Origin of the sequence: Leptospira sarikeiensis (assembly GCF_004769615.1) — a bacterium.
GTDB classification, from domain to species: Bacteria; Spirochaetota; Leptospiria; order Leptospirales; family Leptospiraceae; genus Leptospira_B; species Leptospira_B sarikeiensis.
In genome coordinates this window covers 16,655-39,097 of the sequence record NZ_RQGF01000003.1, presented here as the reverse complement: position 1 = coordinate 39,097, position 22,443 = coordinate 16,655, and the positions used below count along the sequence as shown (strand labels likewise).

Genomic DNA, 22,443 nt, shown 5'->3' with positions numbered 1-22,443 from the left:
GAAAACGACCTTCCCGTTTTTCTATCTTCTCACATTAAGATCATTTCGGTCAAAAAATTCTTTATTTTATTCAAACATTCGATTTAGGAAAAAGAAGGAAAACTTTGTCAAAAATATGATAAAGAAAAGCCATAATTTACAAAGAAAAACAAGAACTGGCGTATAACTCAAAGATCAATTTTCATAAACGAAAATCTTTCGCTCTTAGTCTTGTGACTTAAGTACCAATTCCTATTAAAAACTTAAGCGAGCAACAACTCACTTATAATCTGGAACACGTTATGAAAAACTAATAACATTTTTATAATAAATGAATTAAAAAATTTGCATGCGAAAGTATATATTATATACTTTCGCACCAATGCCATATAGAAAAATAGTTATCGCTGCTGTTTCACTAGTACTCATAACTTTACTAGTTTTATTTTTTACGAAACAGTCGTCGCCAGGACATCCGGGTCATTCATCCAAAAATGTATTAGAAGAAGGATTATCTTTATTCTCCGGTTTCATAGGTTCTAAAGGATCATTCTCCGGAGGAGAGGAAGACGGGATCGTTCCTGCATCTATTTTAAAGAACGAAACTCCTGACAATTTATATTGGGTTGCGGTAGCTACACCGAAGGACCCAGCAGAAAGAAAAGCTCAAGTAGAACTCTTAGAACATTGGGCAACTTTACACGGAAAAATTTATTCGGGAAAAGCGACCCAAAAGGAAATCGACGAATATTTTAAGGCACAGATCAAACTACAAGAAGATCAATTGGAATTATTACATATCTTAGAGGAAAGATATCCTGATCGGATCGACGATGATCGTCGCAGAATGATCACCGCTGGAAAAGAATTGTATAGTAAGAAGCTAAAGAACGTAACTGAAGAATATAAAAAATACTCTAATGAGACTAGGGAGAGAAGATTATGAGCCGATCGTTCAGGAGGATCGCGTTAGTCGTCATATCAGTGACGATTTTTAGCTTTGGCACCTCTTTATTTGCGGATCCGTATTGGGGATCCTTTAAAAAAGATGGATGTAAATCGATTTTTCCAGGCAAAAGACAGTATTCTTCCATTCTGTATGGGATCCCATCCGGACAGAGTTGGGAAACTACCTGCGCAAATATGGGAGCAACCGTTAACGGCCAAGTATTCACAAGACCTACTCGTTGTGTAAACAGCGGTTTTAATATGTGGGGAGAATTCGATGTTACGGATGATTCTTGCGAAGCGAACTGGGCTGCTACGGACGAAGGTGGAATTTACAACTACACTCATAAAAATGACGGATGCCAATCTTCCGGAACGTATGCAGGCAAAAGAAAATATTCTTCACGCATCTGGAACGTAGTAGGGATCAGTTGGGAAGCAGCTTGCGCTCAATTGCCGATCACTATCGCCGGAAAAACTTATACCACTCCTCATAGATGCGTAAATACAGGTGGGGCCACCGGTATGTGGGGAGAATGGTATGTCTCCGATTCAAGTTGTGAATCCGCTCCTCAAGTCTACGCGAGAGGACAGCAAGATTCATTAAAAAGATCAGGTACATTATCCGGTTACGTAGATCTTCATACACACCCGATGGCAAACTTAGGTTTTGGTGGAGTAATATTCCATGGATCTCCTTATGGAGATGCAGTATCTGCACTCGCAAATTGCCCAAGCACTTCCGACGAAGGACATTCTGCAGGACACTCGAGAGTAGAAGCAATCGTCCAAGACGATATCATCGGAGCTCTTTTAGGAACTGCTCGTCACGACAATCGTGGGTATACATTACTACCTTATTGGCCAGCCAACAATAGCTACACTCACCAAACAATGTATTATGAGTGGATCAAACGCGCTTACGAAGGCGGAATGAGAGCAATGGTCGCTCTTGCAGTCAACGGAGATTATATGTTCGGGGCAACCGATAATGGTCTTCCGGATATCATCAAAGGGATTGCAATCGCTACTGATCCGATCTTCGACCTAAACGATATGAACACTCTTCGTAGACAGACCCAAGCGGTATACGATATGCAGACTTGGATCGATACACAGAGTGGTGGACCAGGGCAAGGTTGGTTCCGGATCGTAAAAACTCCAGCTGAAGCGCAGAGTGTGATTGCTTCCGGAAAACTTGCAGTCGTTCTCGGAACGGAAGTGGATTATTTAGCAGATTGTACTGCAGCTACCTGTACAGACGCAATGATCACTCAAGGTGTGCAAGAACTCTATGATCTAGGCTTACGTTATGTATTCCCAATTCACTTAAAAACCAACGGATTTGGTGGAGCAGGTCTTTACAATATCTTAGGAAGTGGAACTAAGTATGACTGTAAACATTATGGCCAAGATTGTAATACCTCAGGTCTGACTACTTACGGACAGAAGGTCCTAAAAGAGCTCATGAAAAAAGGTATGATCATAGACGTAGGTCATATGTCTGCGAAATCCTTGGATGGAGCAATTAGTTACGCAGAACAACAGGCTTATCCTGGTATCGTAACAGGTCACACAGGCGTGTACGATATGGCGAATAAAGGAAATCGTCACGAGGCAAACCCAACAGGAGCAGCCCTTAAAAGGATCGTTACTTTAGGTGGAATGATCGGCCTTATCACTGGCCAAGGAAACTTGGAAGAGATAGGAGAGTGGAGACAAAACTCAGACGGTTCCTATATCGCACATGCTTGCGGTGGAACAAGCCAAACATTCGCTCAATCCTATCAGTATCTTAGAACTCTGATCGGTGATCCGGCTTATGACGGAAGGATTTCGATTGGAACTGACTTCAACGGATTTGCGCATATGCCAGGACCTCGTTTCGGAGGTAGAGCTTGTCCAGGAGGAGTAACCACAATCTCACAACCGGATGCAACGAGAGTTGGTTATCCGTTCTCTCCAGATTCCGCTCTAAGAGTTGCTTCTACCTTACCGAATGCTCCTTCTTTTGGACAGCATCAGTTTGGAAATAGGACCTTCGACTATAATACGGAAGGCGCTGCGCATATCGGATTAATGCCTGACTTCTTTGAAGATCTAAGACAGCAGGGATTAAAACGTTCCGATCTGGAACCGGTGTATAGGTCTGCTGGATTCTTCACAACCATGTGGCAGAATGCAGTGAACCGAAGTCCGAATATCCAGTAATTGACTAGGCCCGCTTTCTTGCGGGCCTTTTTCTATTTCCCTTTAGATACAACCAAAGAAAATCCTTTCTTCTTTGGAACGAAGCGAAGATTCTAGTGTTCTAAGATCTTAGAATATGAACTGGGGCCTTTTTTGAACCTACGAATCCTATCGATCCCGTTATTCTTTTTTCTATTGCTCTCTTGCGCCAAAGGAGACTCTTCCTCTGCGGATGACACAGCCTCGACCCTGCTATATTCCGCATATGGAGCAAGTTTTACTCCGGTCCCACTCACAGGCTGTTCTGACTCTTCCGTCCCAACCATTTTTACGGGTGGAACAGATAGTTTTTCCGGATCCAGTTATCATTATTATTTCTACTCTTTTACAGGAAATGGCGCAACAAATACCTTCAATGTCAGTTTTACTACTGGGGAAGCTGACCTTTGGATCGGTACAGAAAATGCAGTATTGATCCCATCGGATTTTAGCCAGGTAGAATTTAGAAGCGAGAACATTGGAGCAGAAAGTTATTCGGGTGTAACCACAACTAACGGAAGCACTCGTTGTCTGGTAATCCCAGTAACGGATTCCGGAACCATTACACTTTCCGTCCAATAATAGAAATTTAAAATTTTTCTATTCCATTTAGGTTATATACAATGACCTGATTAGGAAATTAAAAATTTCATCAATTTTCTTCTTGATTTCCTGCCATAAAAAGTAAACTTCCCAAGATTCATATTTTTGGAGCAAAAAGAATGGAAGAAAATTCAGGTTCAGGGATCGCAGTAGCCATAACCATAATCGTTTATCTGGCTATCGCTGTGGTATTCATCATTTCCTTCTGGAAAATTTTGGAAAAGGCGGGCAAACCAGGCTGGGCAGCTCTTATTCCGATTTATAACCTTATAGTGTTGTTAGAAGTTGTAGGAAGACCAGGTTGGTGGATAATTCTATACTTCATTCCTTGTGTTGGTCTAGTTATCAGTATCATTACTGCTATCGATTTGGCTAAATCATTCGGAAAATCTGCAGGTTATGCAGTGCTTTTGATTTTCGCGATTGGATATCCTTTACTTGCATTCTCCGATGCAAAATATGTGGGACCTGCTGCAAAATCCGCTTAAGATCCTCCTAATACAAGAAGTCGGGCCTAGTAGAGGCTCGGCTTCTTATCTAAATATTTACTTTATTTCAAAAGTATTCCTTTCACTTTTCCTTTTCCTTCTAATTTCTATTTCGATAGCGTCCGTTTTTCCATTGGATACGGAATCAGAACATTGGTTTACGATCTGCTGGTGGAAACATCTAACAGGATGGGATTGTCCCGGTTGCGGATTAAGTAGGGCAGTAATCTGCTTTTTTAGAGGGGATTTTTCCAGATCCTGGAATTATCATCCATTCGGAATACCAATCTCCATTTTAGGGACTGTAGGTTTTCTGATCAGATTGAATTTCGGGAAACAGGTCTGGGGCAAAATATTAGAAAATCATTATGTTGGATTTTTTTCCTGCATAGGAATTATCGGGATTTTTGTTTGGTACTGTTTTAAACACTTCTTTTAGAACAATTCATCATCATCCGCAGGAGGTGTAGCAGCTCTTGTAGAAGTTTCCGATTTAGTATTTGCAGTTTTTTTCTGGGTCTCTCCGCTTCCAGATTTCGCTAAGTATTCGATCTTACCTTCCGCTTCCGCAAGTATAGACTGACAAAGGGTCCTAAGTTCCATTCCTCTTTCATAAGATTTAATGGACTCTTCTAAGGTCAATTGCCCTCTTTCCAAATTTTCAGCGATCTGCTCTAATTCGGTTAAAGCCTGTTCAAAACTAATTTCCGTTTTTTTGCTCATTGTATTTCACCTTGGTAAGAGACCCGAATTCTTCCTTCGGATAATATAACCTCTAGTTCTTCCTCTTTCTCCAATTGTGCCGGAGATGTAACGACTTTTTTTCCTTTCTTTCGGACCACAGAATATCCTCTTTTTAAGGTCCCTAAAGGAGAGAAACCTTCTAATTTTCCCGAAAGAAGTTGGAACTCCTTCTTCTTGCTTTCCAATTGGGACTTAAAAGAAGTAATGAGTCCATTGGAAACCGGACTGAATTTATTCTGAGCACTCATTAGATAGTTTTTACCTAATAAATGGATCCTGGAATTGATCTCATCCAATTGAAGGATCCGATCATTCAACATAGATCTAGGATCTAAAAATGCTTTCTTATTGGTAAGTATCCTTAACTTTTCCTTTAAGTTGACCGCCTGATTCTTTAAAGCGGTCTTTAATCTAATTTCGAATTCTACGAGTCCCGATTCTATGAGTTCCATTTCTGGCACAGCCATTTCCGCTGCTGCAGTCGGAGTGGGTGCGAAATGATCCGCTGCTAGATCCGAAAGAACTGAATCGATCTGGTGACCCACAGCTGATATGATAGGGACCCTAGATTCCGCAAATGCTAAGACTACTTTTTCGTCATTGAATGCCATTAGATCCTCGGTGCTTCCTCCACCTCGACCAGCGATAATCAGATCCACTTCCCATTTGGGATCATTCAACTGACGGATCGCAGAAATAATAGATTCGGGGGCACCGTCTCCTTGCACAAGACAGGGAGAGATCAAAATATCGATCTTAGGGAATCTTCCTTTTGCGATCCGGATAATATCCTCAATTGCTGCTCCAGTAGGGGATGTAGCGACCCCGATCCTCCAAGGAAAAGAGGGGAGTTTACGTTTCCTATCAGGATCAAAAACCCCTTGGGCGGCCAGTTTACGCTTTAATTCTTCTATTTGAAGAAGTAAATCTCCCTGACCCATTTCTTCTATTTTAGAAATATTTAAATTATACTGCCCTCTTGGCTCATAAACGGAGATCCCACCGAATGCCTTGATCTCCATTCCGTTCTCAAGAGTTTTGCCCTTATAACGAGCATTGCTATACGAAAAAAAAGTACAGGCGATGAGAGATTTTGCGTCTTTTAAGTTAAAGTAAATATGTCCTTGGTGGGATTTAGAATAATTGGATATTTCTCCCTGGATCCAGATATTTCGTAAAATTTCCGGACCGGTTAGAAGTTGTTTAACGATAGAATTAATTTCCGAGACGGAATATGTTTTGGTTTCTTCCATCAGAAATTAGCTAGCGAAAAAGTCTTTTCTGTACAATTTCCAAAAATCCCAAAGGATCACTACCATAGTCACAGCTACTGGTCCAAGTACCAACCCCATGATCCCAAATTCCTGGATCCCGCCGATCAAAGATAAAAAGATCAGAAGAGGGTGTATCCTGAGTTTTTTATCCAACATCTTAGGTTTGACCACATTCTCCAAAACGATGTATAAAGTGAGGCCCATGATCATGAATAAACTGGCACCCAGTATATTATTCTCTATGAACATCAAATATAAACCGATCGGGAGCCAAACCACCGAAGTTCCTACAACCGGGATCAAAGAGAAGAATGCAGCAAGACTCGCGTACAGGAATGGGTTGGAAATTTTAGCGAATAAAAGTAAAATATAAACACCGGCTCCCTGCAAAATGGAAACGATCAGATTTCCTTTAAATACAGTTTGGACCGCAGAAGCGATCTTTCTTCCCACCTGTTCTTCCACTTCCGTAGAAAATGGAAGATTGTCCAAAATGAATCTTTCGATCTTACGCCCATCCTGATAGAAGAAGAAAAGGAGCAAAAGTGAAAAGAATAGATTCATAATGATCCCTGCAGGAAGATCTATGGATCCTAAAATAAAACTGGATGCATTGCTCAAGACGGCATACAAACTATCTAAGTTTAATATATCTATGTAATTTTTTGCAAAATCACCGTATATCTCCGGAAGTTTCACCCAAAAGAATGGATTATCCGTAAACAGATCCGTAAGAATATTCAGGCTCATGATCGTATCTATGATCTTGTCTTCTGAGAGAGAGATCCGGATCTTAAATAGGATGGAAAGAGATTCCTCGATCAATGTACGGATCATAAAATAAGAAGGAAGAATAACGATCATACAAACGGATCCGATCATGATCCAAGGAGCAAAAGGTTCGAATTTAGGTCCGATCAACCTTCTGAGTTGTTTGTATTGTTTCCGCGTAGCTATATATAAGATCAAAGCTACAAGTCCCGAATAAAAATAAGGTCTTAAAACTACGAATAATAGAACTCCTGTCCCAATACAAAAAATACCTAGGATCAGATTGAAAAGTTTACGGTTTGTTTCCTGGCCTTCTTTGGGGGACATTAAAATCCTCTGTTCGTGGTTTTTTGGAATAATTTTACCAAGGATCCATTCTCCTTGGATTGGATGGTAATCGCTACGATCTTATGCCTTAAAACATCCACCAAATACAAACTTTTCCCTTCAGACTTTTGACTTTGTAGGATCTTATGGCCGAAGCTCGTGATCAGATATTCGTAATATCTTTCCATAGTTTGTTTAGGTAGAGCGGTTTTAAAAACTACAACAGCCTCTTTATTTTCCAGAAAACGTTCCGCTTTCAATTCCGTAAAAAAGAGTATCTCAGAATCATCCGGAACAAAATTGCCAGGAATAGAACTAGGTGCCCGATATGGACTTTCTACGATGGTTAGGTTATTATGCCTGAAAATTTTAGGTCTATCTTTAAGCTTTTTCGTTTTTACAGGATCCTGACCCATCAAATCAGGTAATTTGGGTTCCTGAGAAAAAATAGAAAGATTCCCGACTAGGAACGAAATGAGAACCGGAACTAATATTTTCGATAAACTGCGGCCTTGCACGAAATTTAGTTGAATCTAACGCTCCCCACTTGACAATCCTTTTCTAGATGCAATTCGCCGGATTCGATTCTTATATCCAAACTCTATTGGATTGGGTCTCCGGTCTGCCTTCCGCGCTCGTCTGGTTCTTCTTCGCGTTCTCCAATTTTACCGAAAACGTTTTCCCACCTTGGCCTGGAGACACTGTCACAGCCTTCGGAGGATTTTTACTGGCAAGAGGTGGACTAGGATTCTGGGAATTAGTAACAAGCACTCTTGTAGGAAATCTTACAGGAGCCTGGGTAATGTATGTATTCGGGCACAAAGTTTTGGATTGGCTAAAGAACAAAAACTTTCCATTCAAAGAAGAACTGTATAATGAAGAGTCCATCCAGAAGACATTGGATTGGTTTTCCAGGAATGGGACCATCGTAGTCATCTTTTCTAGATTTTCAGCAGGGATCCGGTTTTTCGTATCTATCGTAGCCGGTATGGTGGATATGAAACCAATCATCTTCTTTTCCGCATTTTCTTTAGCGGTAACGATCTGGTGTGGGATCCTGATCTACGGAGGATTTTATCTAGGTTCCCATTGGGAGAAAGTTTTAGAGTTTCTAGCCCTGTACAATAAAATTTTCTCCGGATTCTTTATTACCGCAATCGTAGGTTTTATCTTTTATAAGAAGTTTATCGAAAAGAAAAAAGTCGCTTAAGCTTCCAAAACTTCTTTTAAGGTTTTCACGAATTTTTTGTGAACTGCTTCTACTTCTTTCGGAAGTTCCAATTTTTTCGCAAGTTCCAATAAAACATTCGGCTCTATCACTTTTCCTTCGAACCATTGGCCAGCCATTTCTCCTGCAATTTTTAAAACAGAAGATAGATCCAAAATTTCTCTTTCGACTAGCACGAGAGCAAAACCTAAAGCACCATCCGTAGGAATATAAGGCTGGATCCCCTCCATTTTCCAAGGATCGATGCCTGTAGGAAGAGCACTTCTTACATTCCATTTCATTTCTTCCGAAGGAGGTCCAAGTTCCGTCTTGTTCACGAGTACAAGCTGGACCGGATTGATATCTCCGTGGATCCTTCGATTTTCTTCTGCGAGCTCTCGGATCAATTTTGCGTTGTCACGAGTAATCGCATCTCTTCCTAAAAAGTTCAATTTATATAGATAATCTTCTAATTCTTTTCCTTGTAATGCTCCAGTCAGGATCAATTGGTAAAGAATAAAGATCAGATAATCACTTTCAGTATTATCTCCGAGAAGTATTTCTTTTGAATTTGTAGGAAGATAGATCCTATCTCTAAGTAAGATCGTAAGTTTATAAGCCAACTGATCAAATAAACTTTGAAAAGAAGATCCTGCAAATTTGCGAACTCTTTCCAAGGCACCCCAAAGACCTTCCGTCAAAAACTTTGTCGGGTGAGAAAGAGTGTCCCAGAACTTATCCACCATTCCCTTAATTGTACCTTCCAGATACTTTAAGTGAAGAGATTCTGTTCTGACTCCTTGGGTCCTAAATGTAGAAAGTAATGTTCTTCTGAAAAAATGAGGGCTCGCAGAAATAAAACATAAAGGAGAATCGTCTGTAGATTCTCTCAATTCTCTAAATAGAGTAGGCATTCCTGGAAGCGGGAGTTTTTGCTCAGGTGTTTCGAATAATGTAGAAATTTTTCCCTTATTAGAATGGATATCCGTCGCAAGATATGTCTGGTCAATATCGGAAGTGCTTACGATCCCGGAATATTCTTCCGGTAAGATCCTAAGTGCACCCATTCCGATCAAACTCTGAGAAACTAACTCATGTTTGCCTGGAGTGTTTAAATAGGCAAGGTCCTTCCCAAACTGTCTATAAGAGTCCGGTTTTAGAAAATGGATATGAAATACATAATTTCCGGGTTGGATCGGAAATGTAAATTCGTGAAAGAAGAAGCCACTTTCATCACCTCTGATCTCAGGAGAACGATGTAATACTTTTCCGGAACCGTCCACGATCTCTGCCATCAAAATCGGCTTTCTTACGGATTCTAGACTGTAATCCAAAAAGGGAGTGATTTCCTTTTCTTGGCCTTGGAAGAGTCCGGTAAGAAGATCCCATTTTTTAGGATCCGTCATTTCTTCGCTGATCCCGATATCCACAACTTGGCCTCGGATATAATAGCGATTTTCTCTTCCTAAAGTTCCTCCGCAAATAGCGGCTCTACGTTTTTCCGTATTCCGGGAAATTTTGCGCTCTGTTTCTTCTGTCAACTTTCCGGATTCCTTTTCTAGATTTTGGGAAAGGAAAACTCTATCATGGGGCTTCTAAAGGGAAAGCAAAAATCCAATTTCTTTGTTTTCGCAAAAAAAGCTCCGCCTAGGATGGTCCTTAAGATGCCGAAGGGGAAACATTCGGGTAAAAACCAGAAAGGTCCCAAGTCTATCTATATCCGAAAGATGAGATATGAAGAGGCGTACCGGCTCTTGGATCGGGAGATCCAAGCCGCTTTTTTGAAAGGGGAAACCCTGGTAGAAGTGGTGCACGGGATCGGAGAAGGAGTCCTGAAAAGAATGACCGATGATTATATTCGGGAACATTCCTTTCTGAAAATTTTGGAAGATGGAGGCCTTCATCTGGGAAATAATCCAGGCTCCACCTTGGTTGAGATCATGGGCCCTTCTTCGGAAGATTTACAGAAGTATTTAAAATAATGGATCATACCCGAAAAAAAATCCAAATCCTGGATGTGACTCTCCGAGACGGAGAACAGACTAGAGGCGTAAGCTTCTCCGCTTCCGAAAAACTGAATATTGCAAAGTTCTTATTACAAAATCTGAAAGTAGATCGAGTAGAGATCGCGTCCGCGAGAGTCTCTCAAGGAGAATTGGAAAGCGTTCGTGGGATCATGAATTGGGCCAATTCGGAAGGAGTTGGAAATCGGATCGAAATTTTAGGATTCGTAGACTCTCATAAAAGTGTGGATTGGATCTTAGCTTCCGGCGCAAAAACATTAAATCTACTTACAAAAGGTTCTCTTAAACATTTAGAAGGCCAACTCAAAAAAACTCCCAAAGAACATTTTGAAGAAGTTTCAGAAACGATCCAATATGCTAAAAAGAACGGACTCGAAGTAAATATATATCTGGAAGACTGGTCTAACGGATATCTGAATAGCAAGGATTATGTTTTAAGTTTTGTAGAACATCTTTCCAAAGAACCTTTGGGTAAAATTTTTCTTCCCGACACTCTGGGCGTTTTATCTCCGGATGAAACATTCTCCGGAATCTCACTCTTAACTGAAAAATATCCGCATCTTCATTTCGAATTTCATGGACATAACGATTACGATCTTTCTGTAGCAAACTGTATCTTCGCAGTAAAAGCTGGAGCAAAAGGAGTTCATGTGAGTGTGAACGGCCTTGGAGAAAGAGCAGGAAATTCTCCCTTAGAAGCAGTAATCACTGCTCTTCATGATAAAGTTGGTGTAACAACCGATGTCGATGAAAAAGCGATCTCAGAAGCAAGCAGGCTTGTAGAAGTCTTCAGTGGAAAAAGGATCTCCGCAAACCGCCCGGTAGTGGGAGAAGATGTATTCACACAAACTGCGGGAGTGCATGCTGATGGAGATAAAAAAGGCAATTTATACGCGAACCCGATCTTACCGGAACGTTTTGGTAGAAAAAGAAGTTACGCTTTAGGAAAACTCGCAGGAAAAGCAAGTATCTCCGAAAACCTGAAACAATTGGGTCTTGTTCTCTCTCCCGAAATCGAGAAGAAAGTTTTGGAAAAAGTAATCGAACTTGGGGACCAAAACAAGACGATCACTCCGGAAGATCTTCCTTTTATCATCGCAGATGTTTCCGGAAGTTCCAGCATCCAAGCAATCAAGATCACAGGCTGTAAGATCAACTCAGGGATCGGGATCCGACCAAAAGCATTTGTAGAATTGGAACTCCAAGGTAAAAAATATTCGGAAGAGGGAGAAGGGGATGGAGGCTACGACGCATTCATGTCCGCACTCACAAGCATCGCTTCTAAAGCTGGACTTTCTATCCCGAGACTCGTGGATTACGAGGTTCGAATTCCTCCTGGCGGAAAAACGGACGCACTCGTGGAAACTATGATCACTTGGAACAAAACCTTAGAAAATCATGAAGAAGAGAACTTCAAAACTATGGGGATCCATTGCGACCAAACTGTAGCAGCAGTACTTGCTACTGAAAAAATGCTGAACTTAATTCTTCCTACATGGCAAACTTGAAACTATTGATCGTGGGCCTAGGCAATCCCGGCCAGAAATACGAAAAAAATCGTCATAATGCAGGCTTTCTAGTCTTGGATGATATAGCCAAAGATTGGGGAGTTTCCTTAACTGCTTCTCCTAAAGAAGAAAAAGGAAAAATCGACAAGGACGGAATTTCATTCTATTTTCTAAAACCATTAGAGTATATGAATCTTTCCGGAAGAGCTGTGGCTGAACTTTCTAGAAAGAACGGAATTCCTCCCGAGAATATCCTAGTAATCCATGACGAAGTGGATTTTCCATTTACCAAACTCAAATTCAAACAAAGCGGTGGAAACGGAGGCCATAATGGGCTCAAGGACATTGCGGAAAAATTAGGCTCTCCTGATTTTTTTAGGCTCAGATTTGGAGTAGGAAAACCGGGAGATAGCGCACTCACTCCAGGCCATGTTCTATCGAATTTTAATAAGGAAGAAATGTCAAAACTCCCGGAATTATTCGACCAGGCGAAACAAAAAATCAAGGATTGGGTCAGGGAAAGACAGATCCTTTTTTCGAAAGCCTCCGATAAATAAACTATCCCGGGTGGACGATTTTTCCGGGAATTTTTATCCGGAGAACCCTGTGAGCGAATACGCGGTTAAACTTCCCCAATTTCCTTCTGAAATCCTGAATTCTGCCGCAACTCGTTTTTACGAATATTTGAGAGTGGAAAAAAACTATTCTCAAAACACTCTCAACGCATATCTCCTAGATCTAAAATCATTCTTCGAATTTTGCCTACAAGAGCAGATAGAAATTTACCAATTAGAATCGGTAGACGTTCGTTCTTATTTCGCTTTCCTTTCTAAAAACCAAGGTTTGGATAGAAGGACCCAAAGCAGAAAACTTTCCAGCCTCCGAACATTCTACAAAGTATTATTAAAAGATAATTTAGTACCCGGAAATCCGATCCTTTCGGTGAGTTTTCCAAAAACCAGAAAACAAATCCCTAAAAATTTCAAAATAGAAGAGACCGAAAGTATTCTAGAGTATGAATACGAAAACGAGAATGCTTCTGAAATTTTAAATCTAAGAGATAAAGCGATCTTAGAAGTTTTATATTCTTCCGGACTTCGGGTTTTTGAGTTAGTCGATGCGACTTTAGTTCAATTATCTGCAGACCATACGATCCTAAAAGTTTTGGGAAAAAGAAGAAAAGAAAGATTCGTATATTTAGGAAAAGAAGCCATTCAAAGTTTGAATGAATATTTGGAAGTTCGTCCTAGATTCCGCCCAAGATGTGATGAAATTTTTCTAAATCAAAAGGGAAATAAACTGACGACCAGAGGGGTTCGTTATATTTTGAACGAGAGAAGGAAAAGAATGGGATGGGACAAACCCATTACCCCACATAAATTCCGTCACACGTTCGCAACGGACCTACTCGATGCCGGCGCGGATATCCGCGCTGTCCAAGAGCTTTTGGGGCATTCCTCTCTATCCACCACCCAGGTTTACCTGAGCGTGAGTAAGGAAAAGATCAAAGAGGTCTACCGAAAGGCTCACCCACATGCAAGACTCGATAAATCCAAATAAAATCCACGCAACCACAATACTCTGCGTTCGCAAAGACGGAAAAGTAGCGATCGCAGGGGACGGGCAAGTTTCCTTCGGGAACACCGTTATGAAAAACACCGCAAGAAAAGTTCGCAAACTTTATTCCGACAAGATCGTATCCGGCTTCGCAGGTTCTGCAGCGGATGCATTTACATTATTCGAATTATTCGAAAAAAAAGTACAGGAATACGGGGGAAGTCTTTCCAGATCTGCGGTCGAACTTGCGAGAGAGTGGAGATCCGACAGAGCACTTCGTAGACTAGAAGCAATGCTTATAGTTGCAGATAAGGACGAATCTTTTCTAGTTTCCGGAACTGGAGATGTAATTTCTCCCGACGACGGAATACTCGCGATCGGATCCGGTGGAAATTACGCTTTATCAGCTGCAAGAGCATTGTATCATCATACGAATTTGGATCCTTCTCAGATCGTAAAGGAAGCCATGAATATCGCCGCTGATATCTGTATATACACGAATCATAATATTATCGTAGAGGAAATCGGACAATGAACGAACCAATCCCCCTAACTTCCTCCCAAGACGAAAACAAACTAGGTGACGACGAATTAACTCCTAGACAGATCGTTTCCAAATTAGATGAGCATATCATTGGGCAAAAAAACGCCAAAAAAGCGGTAGCGATCGCTCTTAGAAACAGAACTAGACGAAGAAAACTGGATCCTGAATTAAGAGAAGAAATTTATCCTAAAAATATCATTATGATCGGCCCAACGGGAGTAGGAAAGACAGAGATCGCAAGAAGACTTTCTAAACTCTGCGGAGCACCTTTCTTAAAAGTAGAAAGTACGAAATTTACGGAAGTAGGTTATGTAGGAAGAGATGTGGAAAGTATCATCCGCGATCTCGCAATGGTTTCCTTAAACCTTGTAAAACAAGAATTCAGAAAGGAAGTAGAAGCAAAGGCAAAAGAAAGAGCAGAAGAAGCTCTACTCGATATACTATTACCTTTTCCTTCTAAAACTTCTATCGCAGATCCTCATCCTCCCTCCATAGGTTTTTCTACAAACGATGTGGAAGAAGAAAGAGAAAAACGTTTTTTAGAAACCCGCGAAACAATGAGAAAGAAATTAAAAGCGGGAAAACTGAATGATCAGATCATTGAGATAGATATTCCTCAGGCAGGTCCGCAAGGAATGCCTATGCTCCAAGTATTCGGAGCAGGAAATATGGAAGATCTAGACAATCATATCCAAAATGTTTTGGGCGATCTAATGCCTAAAAAACAAAAGAAAAGAAAACTACCGATCACAGAAGCTCTAAAAGTTTTAGAAGAAGTAGAAGCAGAAAAACTTTTGGATCCGGACAAGTTACAGAGAGAAGCCCAAAAAAGAGTAGAGGAAATGGGAATAGTCTTCTTAGACGAGATAGACAAGATCGCGAGTAGAGAAGGAAGAGCCGGAGCGGATGTTTCTAGAGAAGGTGTCCAAAGAGACTTACTTCCTATCGTAGAAGGTGCAACTGTAACTACTAAGATAGGTCCGATCGTAACGGATCATATTTTATTTATCGCAGCTGGCGCTTTTCATATGTCCAAACCTTCCGATCTGATCCCTGAATTACAAGGACGTTTTCCAATCAGGGTAGAGCTTGAAAAACTTTCTATGGACGATTTCGAAAAAATATTAACAGCCCCTAGATCTTCTCTAGTAAAACAATACCAAGCATTACTCGCAACAGACGGGATCAAGATAGAGTTCGCAGCAGATGGGATTCGAGAGATCGCAAAAATTGCCTACGACATGAATGAAAAACATGAAAACATAGGCGCTCGAAGATTGAACACCATCATGGAAAGACTTTTAGAAGATCTAAGTTTCGAAGGCCCGGATCTACCAGAAGATCAAAGAAAATTGGTCATAGATAAAACAGCAGTCGAATCTAAACTGAAAGGAATTATAGAAGATAAAGACCTAAGCCGCTATATTCTTTAGGGTTCGCACAGAGTTCACGGAGCACACAGAGCTCTTTATTCTTATAATTTCTCCGTGCTCTCTGTGATCTCCGTGCGAAATTAAAACGCCATTTCCCGCAGTGCAGTTAAAGGATATCTCATATAAACTGTAGTAGTCCTTGAACCGGAAGTGATGGTGAGAAGATCCAAAGGATTCAGACCCATGGTATAATAACCTTCGTCGATCATCGCAATCCCGAAACCCGCACTTTCTTTTTCGTCCAAAAATTCAGGACGGAAGAAGTCTGCAGAATTTCCCTGGTCGAATAATTCCTTATGACGCAGACGAGATTCTTCTATTCTACCGAAATCCATATTATGGATCGGAGAATCGTTACGGATCCTGAAATTCAGCTCGTCCTTAGTAATCCTGATCTTCACAGAAATTCTCATCCGGTTTTTCTTTAACTTATAGCGGACGTCTGTTAAGAATTCTTTTTCTTCTGATTTTAGGATCTGTTTTTTAGCACGAATTCGATCTTCTAACTGAAGGATATTCTGGACCTGTTTTTTGATCTTATCCGGAACAACATATCTCTGCATCGCATCTCGAAGAGGAGAAGTGTCCATGATGATCTCTAAAAGTTCTTCAGCTTCTTCTTGAGTTTCTCCGAGCTTTTCGATCTTTTTCAAAAGCTCGTCTCTAAAGATAATATGACGGATGTTTCCTTTGATCGCGTTTAAGAGAGCTTACATAAGCCCGCTAAATAGATGAAAGGCAGCAAGTGGATTGGCTCCGATCTCTTCCAAAAGTCCATTCACGAGTTCGGAAAGTATATCCCGAGTCGGTTTGGTCAGACCTTTCAATTCTAAATGAAAGAATCTTCTCTGCTTGAGTTCTTCTATATTTTGGAGGATTTGAGCCCCTTTGAGGACAGATTTCTGGTTTGCCATAGGAGGGAACTTAGAAAATTTAGTACACGTTGGCTTGTGGACTCTATACGGCAAGCTGGTTTTAGAGAGATGACATCAAAAACCGAAGATTTCGAACTAATCACTCCAGACTTGGGCGACACGGATAAGATCGAACTAGTTCGATGGAATTTTCAGTTGGGAGATCAAATTAATGAAGGAGAAGAAGTCTGCGAACTCGTAACAGACAAAGCTTCCTTTCCGATGGAATCTCCGATTAACGGAATATTAGCGAGAATTGATAGAACGAAAGGATCCATCATCAAAAAAGGAGAAATTTTGGGAATGATCCGGAGGAATGTTTCCGAGTGAAATTGGTCCATTTATCGGACCTGCATTTTCCCGTAGTACTTCCTTTCTCTAGTTTGAAAGGAAAGATGATCCCGGGATATTTAAACTATACCTTTCGGCGTAGGAAAAAATATCCGATCTCTCTTTGGAATGCCATTGTTCGAAAAGTAAATTTAATCAATCCGGATGCGATTATTATCTCCGGAGACATCACAAACGTATCTCATTGGAAAGAATACGATGAGTCTAAAAAAATTTTAGAACCTGTACTAAGTAATAATACATTCATGATCCCTGGAAACCATGACAGGTATACGGAAGAAGCAACCGGATATTCAGGAAAAGAGATCCCATACTATGAAAAGTTTTTCTCTCCTTGGATGGGAGAAACAGTTCCGACAAAAAGCGGATATCTTCGAATCAAAAAAATCGGAAAACTTACCTTAGTTGGCTGGGACTCTAATATGCCTCTTTCCGTACTCAATGCATACGGATACGTAAAGGAAGAAATCGTACATTCCACATTAGAATATCTGGAAAAGGAAAAACTGGATCATTATTTTCTGATCTGCCATCATCCGATCTGGAATCCTCCGGAACGTCAGGAAAGCTCTGGCCATAGGATGAAAAATCGGGAAGAGATCGCAGAACTACTTAAAAAAAGACCACCTTTAGCATATTTGCACGGTCATGTACATACGAATTGGGTCAAACATCCCGATCCACAAAAACCGTATTACGTGATCAATTCTGCGTCTAGCACGAGGATCTCAGACCAGAGACACCAAAGTGGATTCCATGTAATGGAATGGAACGAAAAACAATTACAAGTGAAACGATTCTCCTATTCTGAGGAACAGGGAGAATTCACAGAAACACAAACGATCTCATACGAAGAAAAGGAAACAAATGGCCGGTAAACTCCAACCAATAGACATTCAAAGAGAACTCACAAAGATCAAACATCCCGAGCTCAAAAAAGACATCGTCTCTCTCGGAATGATCGGTTCTCTAGAGATCGGAGAAGAAGAAACAAGTATCCTAGTCAAAACTCCTAGCCAAGATAGAAGGGTCCAGATCGGGCTTGAGGCTCAGATCCGTCAGGCACTTTCCAAAAAAGAAGGGGTCGGAAAAGTAAAAATCAAATTCGAAGTGGATCCAAAGATGACCTTGGATGATTCGAATAAGATCCTAGGAGTTAAAAAGGTAATCGCAGTAGGCTCAGGAAAAGGTGGGGTCGGAAAATCGACAGTCACAGTAAACCTTGCTTCTGCAGCTGCAGCACTCGGTTATAAAGTAGGTGTAATGGATGCAGATATCTACGGACCTTCCATTGGAAAAATGTTCGGCATCAACGGTAAAGTCGCACTCAAGGCAGAAGAAGATAAAATTTATCCTTTGGAAAAAGACGGACTTAAGATTATTTCTTTCTCATTTTTAATAGAAGAGAAACAGCCGGTGGTTTGGAGAGGTCCAATGCTTGGAAAGGCTGTGGAACAATTCTTATACGATATCGTATGGGGAGAGTTGGACTATTTATTTATAGACCTTCCTCCTGGAACAGGAGATGTGCAACTATCTCTCGCACAGCTCATAGATTTAGACGGAGCAGTTTTAGTAACTACACCACAAACTGTCGCACTTTTAGATGCAAATAGAGCCGCAGCTATGTTCCAACAAGTCAAAGTACCGATACTAGGTGTAGTGGAAAATATGAGCGAATTTGTGTGTCCAAACTGTGGACACTCTTCTGCAATTTTTTCCAAGGGCGGAGGTCAAAAATTGGCGGATTCTACCGATGCAAAATTCCTGGGAGGGGTCCCACTTACTATGGATGTAATGAGTGCTGGAGAAGCTGGAAAACCGCTGGTTTTTCAAGAACCCGAAGGAATTATCGCTAAATCCTACAAAAACATACTCCAAAACCTGGCTGAAGAGATAAAAAAGTGGGAATAATACTCTGGGGCCAGTCAGTTAGTACAGAGGGAGGCAAACCGTGAAGTTCGAAAAAGGCACAGAGAAGAATCCATCCGGAAACCTCATAGTATATTGCAACGTTGTTGGTGAAAACCCGCTATTTCCGGGCGGCAAAATTATCGCGTCCAACGTAGTGGTCAGTTTTCTTCGAATCGGAGAGAACTTTCCTGTTGTAACATTTCCTCCAGTCTCCCTAGACAGTTACGAAGACTTGAAAAGGATCATCACAGATCATTATGATAAATATGATGTGGTGAAGATCAAAGACTTCGAAATGCCTGCAGGCCAAGAAGATTCAAATTCTTACATCAAAGAAAGAATGGATCATTTCGAGAATGTGGTCATTCGTTACGTTGAATTATGCAAGAATAGAGAAGGAAATTCTTTTCCTCCTCAGGAAAAAGAACCTGAAGGAGTTAGGGATTACCTGGATGCTTTGGCAAATCTTTCCTTAAAAGTAAGACGTTCTAGCGGGATCGCAAGAGAAGCCTCCTTACTTCATATGGAAAGACTCGTAGAGACTTTCTCAGGAAAACATCCAGAATTCGATCTTCATAATTTCAGAAAAGCATTGGAAGTTCCCGGCCAAACGGGAGAAGAATTAGTTGGATTATATCTCCAAAAATTCAATGCAATCTCATACGAAAGATACGAAGATGCTTCCGATCTAAATAAAAAGATCCAAGCAATCGAATCCGTTAGTCCTTAAAAATTTCAGGGCCGCTCGGTCCTGAAACTTAATCTACTTCATTTCTTAGTTGCAATCCAGACCATAAACTGATTTTCATTTTTTGCAATGGGAAACAGTTTTTATATCTGGCCGGACTTAGGTGTTTATTCGGGTGAATCTTTTTCTACCCAAAGACATAGTCATTTTTTCTCCCAGATCTGTTGCACCCTTGACGGAGGACCGGTTCGATTGCAAGGAAGCAACGGAGAATGGAGAGAATACGAAGCCGTTTTCGTTCCATCCAGGATCTCACATAAAACTGAAAAAACCTCTGAAAAATTTATCGTTCTACTAGTGGATCCTTTGGGCATTGGAAAAGGTATATTCCAAAATCCGAAAATTAGAAAGGGAGAACCCGGATTAGAAGTAGGAGATCAAATCTCTATTAAAAAAATCCGAGAGTCGTTTAAAGACGAAGATCCAAAACAAATTAGAAAATGTATTTTAGAAATTTTAGATCCGATCAGATCCTTATGGAATCCTAAAACTATGGATCAAAGGATCCAAAATTCTTTGAAAAAGATCTCAAATGAAGAAGGTTCTCTCACCGAAATTGCGAAAAATTTCGGATTATCACAAAGTAGATTCAGACATTTATTCAGAGAAGAAACAGGAATTACTTTTTCAGAATATAAGATCTGGACAAAGATCAGAAAGGCGATCTTACATTTATCTACTCAACCTCAACTTGTACAAGCTGCACTCGAAGGTGGATTTGCGGACCAGGCTCATTTCACTCGGATCTTCAAGAATTCGTTCGGTCTTCGCCCTTCCGACTTTTTTCAAAAAGAAGAAGTTTTTCTTCCCAGATTTTTTACGGACTAGCCCCAAAATTCAAGACCCGACAAATATATTAGGTTAATCTATTTTTGGAGAATGAGAATGAACTGGATGATGCCTTCAAACTGGAAACTTAGATATAAAATAGAATTGGATCAATATAAAAGTTCCTACAATCGCGGGGACAAACTAGATGCATGGAAATTTTTAGAAAGAGCTCATTTAATTGGGCAATATTATCCAATTCCTCATACGGGGACCCATTTTAGAATGTTATTATTTGCTCTTAGAGAAGGTGATTTAAAAGAAATATTCGGACAATTATTAAGACTTTCTTTTGGTTGGCTTGGTTCTTGGCTAAATCGGATCCCAGTAGGAAACACGGGAGGAGCGAATGTTCCGGTCTTTCAACCTATGCCGATACCCGAAGATTTGCTAGATCTACTTTCTAAAGCAGACCAGACCTCTAAAGGTTTATCAGGTTTAAACAGAAATACTTAATTCAAAAAATCTTATGGAGTCCAGCGAGGATACAGATCTATTTCTCTACCAAGCAATCTAAAGATACGAGTTGCCATAAAATCTCCCAGATCTTCCAAACTTTTGGGCATTTGATAAAAACCGGGGGAAGCAGGTGCAATGATAGCTCCAGCATCATGGAGAGCTAACATATTCTCCAAATGGATCCGATTATAAGGAGTTTCTCTCGGGACAAGGATAAGTTTTCTTCTTTCCTTTAAGGTAACATCCGCAGCTCTTTCAATCAAATTTTCGGTTATACCGGTACGAATAGCCGCAACAGTTTTCATAGAACAGGGAACTACTACCATTCCATCCCAAATATTGGATCCGGAAGCGATATCCGCTCCTATATCTTCGAATTTTCTAATATGGAATTTGTGAACTTGTTTCGGTCCCCATTTTTCTGTAACAAATTTAAGAATATCTTCTCCGGATTGTACATCTGTTTCGAATTCTTCTCTAAAAACTCGAACGGATGCGGGGCTAGAAACGAACCAGGTTTCTCCAGGAATCTCCATTAGAGCACGAATAAATCTAGCAGCATAGATGGAGCCGCTTGCACCAGCCATTGCAAGTACAAGTCTAAGAGGAGCTTCGCTCACAAAGAAAATCCTTGGGTAAATAATCTGATCAGGCCAGGAACCGTTTCCGAAAGGATACCCAAAAAGATCACAAGAGAGATCCAGGAATGGATCTGATAAAAGGAAGGAGGGAAGTTCCCATCCTTATTCTCAAATGCGATTTTTTGTTCTTTAAAGAGCAAAAAGGCGACAAATACTAAGAATATCCAGAAAAAACTATTCAATCCTGCATTTAGCGCCGCAACACCTAAGAAGAGGATTGAAAACACATGAGAAATTCTTGATATGATGAGAGACTTTTGTTCTCCAAAACTTGCCGGAACAGAATGAAGTCCTTCTTTTTTATCAAACTCTCTGTCCTGCAAAGCATACAATATATCGAAGCCTGCCAAATTGAACGCGAGCCCCAACGTCCAAAATCCGGCGATCCAGGAAAATTCCTCTCTGATCGCGATCCAGGTGGCGAGTGGAGCAAGACCTATCGTAACTCCCAAATAAAAATGGCAAAGAAAGGTAAATCGTTTTGTATAAGAATAAGTTAATAGAAGAAATAAAGTAGGAAAAGAAAGATAAAAAGAAAGTGGATTTAAGAACCAGCTTCCTATAAAAAACAAGATCGCGGAACCGACGATAAACAATATTGCCATCGCATCGGAGATCTGTCCGCTTGGGATCTCTCGGTTCGCAGTCCTTGGGTTTTTAGCGTCTATCTTTTTGTCCGCCCATCGGTTAAAACCCATGGCAGCACTTCTTGCGCCCACCATACACACTAAGACCCAAAATAGTTTTTGAGCGATCAAGGAAAGTGGAAGAGCAGGCTCTCTTAAGATCGCGAGAACAAAAGCGATCCCTGCGAAAGGGAGAGCGAACAGAGTATGGGAAAATTTTATGAATCGACCGTATTTGCCTAGGGCGGCCAGAGTATTGGAAGCCATCGATAGAATGATTGGAAAAATCATCTTGGTTAGGAAGCAGATTTTTCCAAACCAAAACG

At 40.7% G+C, this 22,443-nt stretch carries 25 protein-coding genes and 1 pseudogene; 18 read left to right on the top strand and 8 right to left on the bottom strand.

The window, feature by feature from the left end; all coding sequences use genetic code 11:
- The first annotated feature begins 328 nt into the window (after positions 1-328).
- The 5 genes from EHQ64_RS00305 (at position 329) to EHQ64_RS00285 (ending at position 4,686) form a co-directional block, all read left to right on the top strand.
- Positions 329-925 carry a hypothetical protein gene (locus tag EHQ64_RS00305; RefSeq protein ID WP_246048476.1) on the top strand — a complete coding sequence of 199 codons (597 nt, stop codon included), beginning with the start codon at positions 329-331 and terminating at the stop codon, positions 923-925.
- Complete coding sequence (locus EHQ64_RS00300) at positions 919-3,138, top strand: membrane dipeptidase (protein ID WP_425460373.1); 2,220 nt, start codon at positions 919-921, stop codon at positions 3,136-3,138. The genes EHQ64_RS00305 and EHQ64_RS00300 overlap by 7 nt, the downstream gene beginning before the upstream one ends.
- A 132-nt stretch (positions 3,139-3,270) precedes the next feature.
- Positions 3,271-3,738, top strand: a complete 468-nt coding sequence (locus tag EHQ64_RS00295) for a hypothetical protein (RefSeq protein ID WP_246048474.1) — start codon at positions 3,271-3,273, stop codon at positions 3,736-3,738.
- A gap of 140 nt (positions 3,739-3,878) precedes the next feature.
- Positions 3,879-4,247: a DUF5684 domain-containing protein gene (locus EHQ64_RS00290; protein ID WP_135647440.1), complete on the top strand. Its 369-nt coding sequence runs from the start codon at positions 3,879-3,881 to the stop codon at positions 4,245-4,247.
- Positions 4,219-4,686 (top strand): DUF2752 domain-containing protein, encoded by a 468-nt coding sequence (locus EHQ64_RS00285; protein WP_246048471.1) that lies wholly within the window; start codon positions 4,219-4,221, stop codon positions 4,684-4,686. Before EHQ64_RS00290 ends, EHQ64_RS00285 begins: the two co-directional genes overlap by 29 nt.
- On the opposite strand, the gene EHQ64_RS00280 is transcribed toward EHQ64_RS00285, so the two are convergent.
- The 4 genes from EHQ64_RS00280 to EHQ64_RS00265 are packed head-to-tail and all read right to left on the bottom strand — an operon-like array spanning position 4,683 to position 7,779.
- A complete protein-coding gene (locus EHQ64_RS00280) occupies positions 4,683-4,970 on the bottom strand; it encodes an exodeoxyribonuclease VII small subunit (protein WP_135647438.1) in 288 nt (95 codons plus the stop codon). The two genes, EHQ64_RS00285 and EHQ64_RS00280, sit on opposite strands and share 4 nt — an antisense overlap.
- Positions 4,967-6,244 (bottom strand): exodeoxyribonuclease VII large subunit, encoded by a 1,278-nt coding sequence (gene xseA, locus EHQ64_RS00275; protein ID WP_135647437.1) that lies wholly within the window; start codon positions 6,242-6,244, stop codon positions 4,967-4,969. Before xseA ends, EHQ64_RS00280 begins: the two co-directional genes overlap by 4 nt.
- A gap of 6 nt (positions 6,245-6,250) precedes the next feature.
- Entirely contained in the window at positions 6,251-7,363 is a 1,113-nt protein-coding gene (locus EHQ64_RS00270; protein ID WP_135647435.1) for an AI-2E family transporter, read from the bottom strand.
- Complete coding sequence (locus EHQ64_RS00265; protein WP_246048484.1) at positions 7,363-7,779, bottom strand: hypothetical protein; 417 nt, start codon at positions 7,777-7,779, stop codon at positions 7,363-7,365. The genes EHQ64_RS00270 and EHQ64_RS00265 overlap by 1 nt, the downstream gene beginning before the upstream one ends.
- Positions 7,780-7,928: 149 nt before the next feature.
- On the opposite strand from EHQ64_RS00265, the gene EHQ64_RS00260 reads away from it, so the two are divergent.
- Positions 7,929-8,573 carry a DedA family protein gene (locus EHQ64_RS00260; RefSeq protein WP_135647431.1) on the top strand — a complete coding sequence of 215 codons (645 nt, stop codon included), beginning with the start codon at positions 7,929-7,931 and terminating at the stop codon, positions 8,571-8,573.
- Here the strand turns inward: EHQ64_RS00260 and EHQ64_RS00255 are convergent.
- A complete protein-coding gene (locus tag EHQ64_RS00255; RefSeq protein WP_135647429.1) occupies positions 8,570-10,111 on the bottom strand; it encodes a phosphatase domain-containing protein in 1,542 nt (513 codons plus the stop codon). The genes EHQ64_RS00260 and EHQ64_RS00255 overlap by 4 nt on opposite strands.
- 123 nt (positions 10,112-10,234) lie before the next feature.
- Here EHQ64_RS00255 and EHQ64_RS00250 point away from each other — a divergent pair, with 123 nt between their 5' ends.
- Genes EHQ64_RS00250 through hslU form a run of 6 tightly spaced genes read left to right on the top strand, consistent with a single transcriptional unit; the run spans position 10,235 to position 15,636 of the window.
- Positions 10,235-10,552 carry a Smr/MutS family protein gene (locus EHQ64_RS00250; protein WP_135647428.1) on the top strand — a complete coding sequence of 106 codons (318 nt, stop codon included), beginning with the start codon at positions 10,235-10,237 and terminating at the stop codon, positions 10,550-10,552.
- Positions 10,552-12,102 carry a (R)-citramalate synthase CimA gene (gene cimA, locus EHQ64_RS00245; protein WP_135647426.1) on the top strand — a complete coding sequence of 517 codons (1,551 nt, stop codon included), beginning with the start codon at positions 10,552-10,554 and terminating at the stop codon, positions 12,100-12,102. Before EHQ64_RS00250 ends, cimA begins: the two co-directional genes overlap by 1 nt.
- Positions 12,090-12,659: an aminoacyl-tRNA hydrolase gene (pth, locus tag EHQ64_RS00240; protein ID WP_135647424.1), complete on the top strand. Its 570-nt coding sequence runs from the start codon at positions 12,090-12,092 to the stop codon at positions 12,657-12,659. Before cimA ends, pth begins: the two co-directional genes overlap by 13 nt.
- A gap of 49 nt (positions 12,660-12,708) precedes the next feature.
- Positions 12,709-13,662, top strand: coding sequence for a tyrosine recombinase XerC (locus EHQ64_RS00235; protein WP_135647422.1), 954 nt, complete (start codon positions 12,709-12,711; stop codon positions 13,660-13,662).
- A complete protein-coding gene (gene hslV / locus EHQ64_RS00230; protein WP_425460372.1) occupies positions 13,637-14,194 on the top strand; it encodes an ATP-dependent protease subunit HslV in 558 nt (185 codons plus the stop codon). The genes EHQ64_RS00235 and hslV overlap by 26 nt, the downstream gene beginning before the upstream one ends.
- Positions 14,191-15,636 carry an ATP-dependent protease ATPase subunit HslU gene (hslU, locus tag EHQ64_RS00225; protein ID WP_135647420.1) on the top strand — a complete coding sequence of 482 codons (1,446 nt, stop codon included), beginning with the start codon at positions 14,191-14,193 and terminating at the stop codon, positions 15,634-15,636. Before hslV ends, hslU begins: the two co-directional genes overlap by 4 nt.
- 80 nt (positions 15,637-15,716) lie before the next feature.
- Here the strand turns inward: hslU and EHQ64_RS00220 are convergent.
- Positions 15,717-16,550, bottom strand: a pseudogene (locus tag EHQ64_RS00220) (hypothetical protein).
- 69 nt (positions 16,551-16,619) lie between these two features.
- Here EHQ64_RS00220 and EHQ64_RS00215 point away from each other — a divergent pair.
- The 6 genes from EHQ64_RS00215 to EHQ64_RS00190 all read left to right on the top strand — a co-directional run bounded on the left by EHQ64_RS00215 (position 16,620) and on the right by EHQ64_RS00190 (position 20,847).
- Positions 16,620-16,880: a lipoyl domain-containing protein gene (locus EHQ64_RS00215; protein WP_135647418.1), complete on the top strand. Its 261-nt coding sequence runs from the start codon at positions 16,620-16,622 to the stop codon at positions 16,878-16,880.
- On the top strand, positions 16,877-17,779 hold the full coding sequence (locus tag EHQ64_RS00210) for a metallophosphoesterase family protein (protein ID WP_135647416.1): 903 nt from the start codon (positions 16,877-16,879) through the stop codon (positions 17,777-17,779). Before EHQ64_RS00215 ends, EHQ64_RS00210 begins: the two co-directional genes overlap by 4 nt.
- Complete coding sequence (locus EHQ64_RS00205) at positions 17,769-18,815, top strand: Mrp/NBP35 family ATP-binding protein (protein ID WP_135647415.1); 1,047 nt, start codon at positions 17,769-17,771, stop codon at positions 18,813-18,815. The genes EHQ64_RS00210 and EHQ64_RS00205 overlap by 11 nt, the downstream gene beginning before the upstream one ends.
- Before the next feature lie 40 nt (positions 18,816-18,855).
- Positions 18,856-19,545, top strand: coding sequence for a hypothetical protein (locus EHQ64_RS00200; RefSeq protein ID WP_135647413.1), 690 nt, complete (start codon positions 18,856-18,858; stop codon positions 19,543-19,545).
- A gap of 210 nt (positions 19,546-19,755) precedes the next feature.
- On the top strand, positions 19,756-20,391 hold the full coding sequence (locus tag EHQ64_RS00195; protein ID WP_167882325.1) for a helix-turn-helix domain-containing protein: 636 nt from the start codon (positions 19,756-19,758) through the stop codon (positions 20,389-20,391).
- 51 nt (positions 20,392-20,442) lie between these two features.
- Positions 20,443-20,847: a DUF3703 domain-containing protein gene (locus tag EHQ64_RS00190; protein WP_135647409.1), complete on the top strand. Its 405-nt coding sequence runs from the start codon at positions 20,443-20,445 to the stop codon at positions 20,845-20,847.
- Between the two features lie 11 nt (positions 20,848-20,858).
- Here EHQ64_RS00190 and EHQ64_RS00185 read toward each other — a convergent pair whose 3' ends face one another.
- Together EHQ64_RS00185 and EHQ64_RS00180 are read right to left on the bottom strand one after the other, a co-directional pair.
- Positions 20,859-21,470: a UbiX family flavin prenyltransferase gene (locus EHQ64_RS00185; RefSeq protein ID WP_281275489.1), complete on the bottom strand. Its 612-nt coding sequence runs from the start codon at positions 21,468-21,470 to the stop codon at positions 20,859-20,861.
- Positions 21,467-22,384, bottom strand: a complete 918-nt coding sequence (locus EHQ64_RS00180; RefSeq protein WP_135647407.1) for a UbiA-like polyprenyltransferase — start codon at positions 22,382-22,384, stop codon at positions 21,467-21,469. Before EHQ64_RS00180 ends, EHQ64_RS00185 begins: the two co-directional genes overlap by 4 nt.
- Between the last annotated feature and the right edge of the window lie 59 nt (positions 22,385-22,443).

Coding starts and splice junctions, on each gene's coding strand:
- EHQ64_RS00265 (WP_246048484.1), bottom strand. CDS start 7,779: ATGGGTCAGGATCCTGTAAAAACGAAAAAGCTTAAAGATAGACCTAAA.
- EHQ64_RS00215 (WP_135647418.1), top strand. CDS start 16,620: ATGACATCAAAAACCGAAGATTTCGAACTAATCACTCCAGACTTGGGC.
- cimA (WP_135647426.1), top strand. CDS start 10,552: ATGGATCATACCCGAAAAAAAATCCAAATCCTGGATGTGACTCTCCGA.
- EHQ64_RS00305 (WP_246048476.1), top strand. CDS start 329: ATGCGAAAGTATATATTATATACTTTCGCACCAATGCCATATAGAAAA.
- hslU (WP_135647420.1), top strand. CDS start 14,191: ATGAACGAACCAATCCCCCTAACTTCCTCCCAAGACGAAAACAAACTA.
- EHQ64_RS00180 (WP_135647407.1), bottom strand. CDS start 22,384: ATGGCTTCCAATACTCTGGCCGCCCTAGGCAAATACGGTCGATTCATA.
- EHQ64_RS00280 (WP_135647438.1), bottom strand. CDS start 4,970: ATGAGCAAAAAAACGGAAATTAGTTTTGAACAGGCTTTAACCGAATTA.
- EHQ64_RS00190 (WP_135647409.1), top strand. CDS start 20,443: ATGAGAATGAACTGGATGATGCCTTCAAACTGGAAACTTAGATATAAA.
- hslV (WP_425460372.1), top strand. CDS start 13,637: ATGCAAGACTCGATAAATCCAAATAAAATCCACGCAACCACAATACTC.
- EHQ64_RS00205 (WP_135647415.1), top strand. CDS start 17,769: ATGGCCGGTAAACTCCAACCAATAGACATTCAAAGAGAACTCACAAAG.
- EHQ64_RS00270 (WP_135647435.1), bottom strand. CDS start 7,363: ATGTCCCCCAAAGAAGGCCAGGAAACAAACCGTAAACTTTTCAATCTG.
- pth (WP_135647424.1), top strand. CDS start 12,090: ATGGCAAACTTGAAACTATTGATCGTGGGCCTAGGCAATCCCGGCCAG.
- EHQ64_RS00285 (WP_246048471.1), top strand. CDS start 4,219: ATGTGGGACCTGCTGCAAAATCCGCTTAAGATCCTCCTAATACAAGAA.
- xseA (WP_135647437.1), bottom strand. CDS start 6,244: ATGGAAGAAACCAAAACATATTCCGTCTCGGAAATTAATTCTATCGTT.
- EHQ64_RS00260 (WP_135647431.1), top strand. CDS start 7,929: ATGCAATTCGCCGGATTCGATTCTTATATCCAAACTCTATTGGATTGG.
- EHQ64_RS00250 (WP_135647428.1), top strand. CDS start 10,235: ATGCCGAAGGGGAAACATTCGGGTAAAAACCAGAAAGGTCCCAAGTCT.
- EHQ64_RS00290 (WP_135647440.1), top strand. CDS start 3,879: ATGGAAGAAAATTCAGGTTCAGGGATCGCAGTAGCCATAACCATAATC.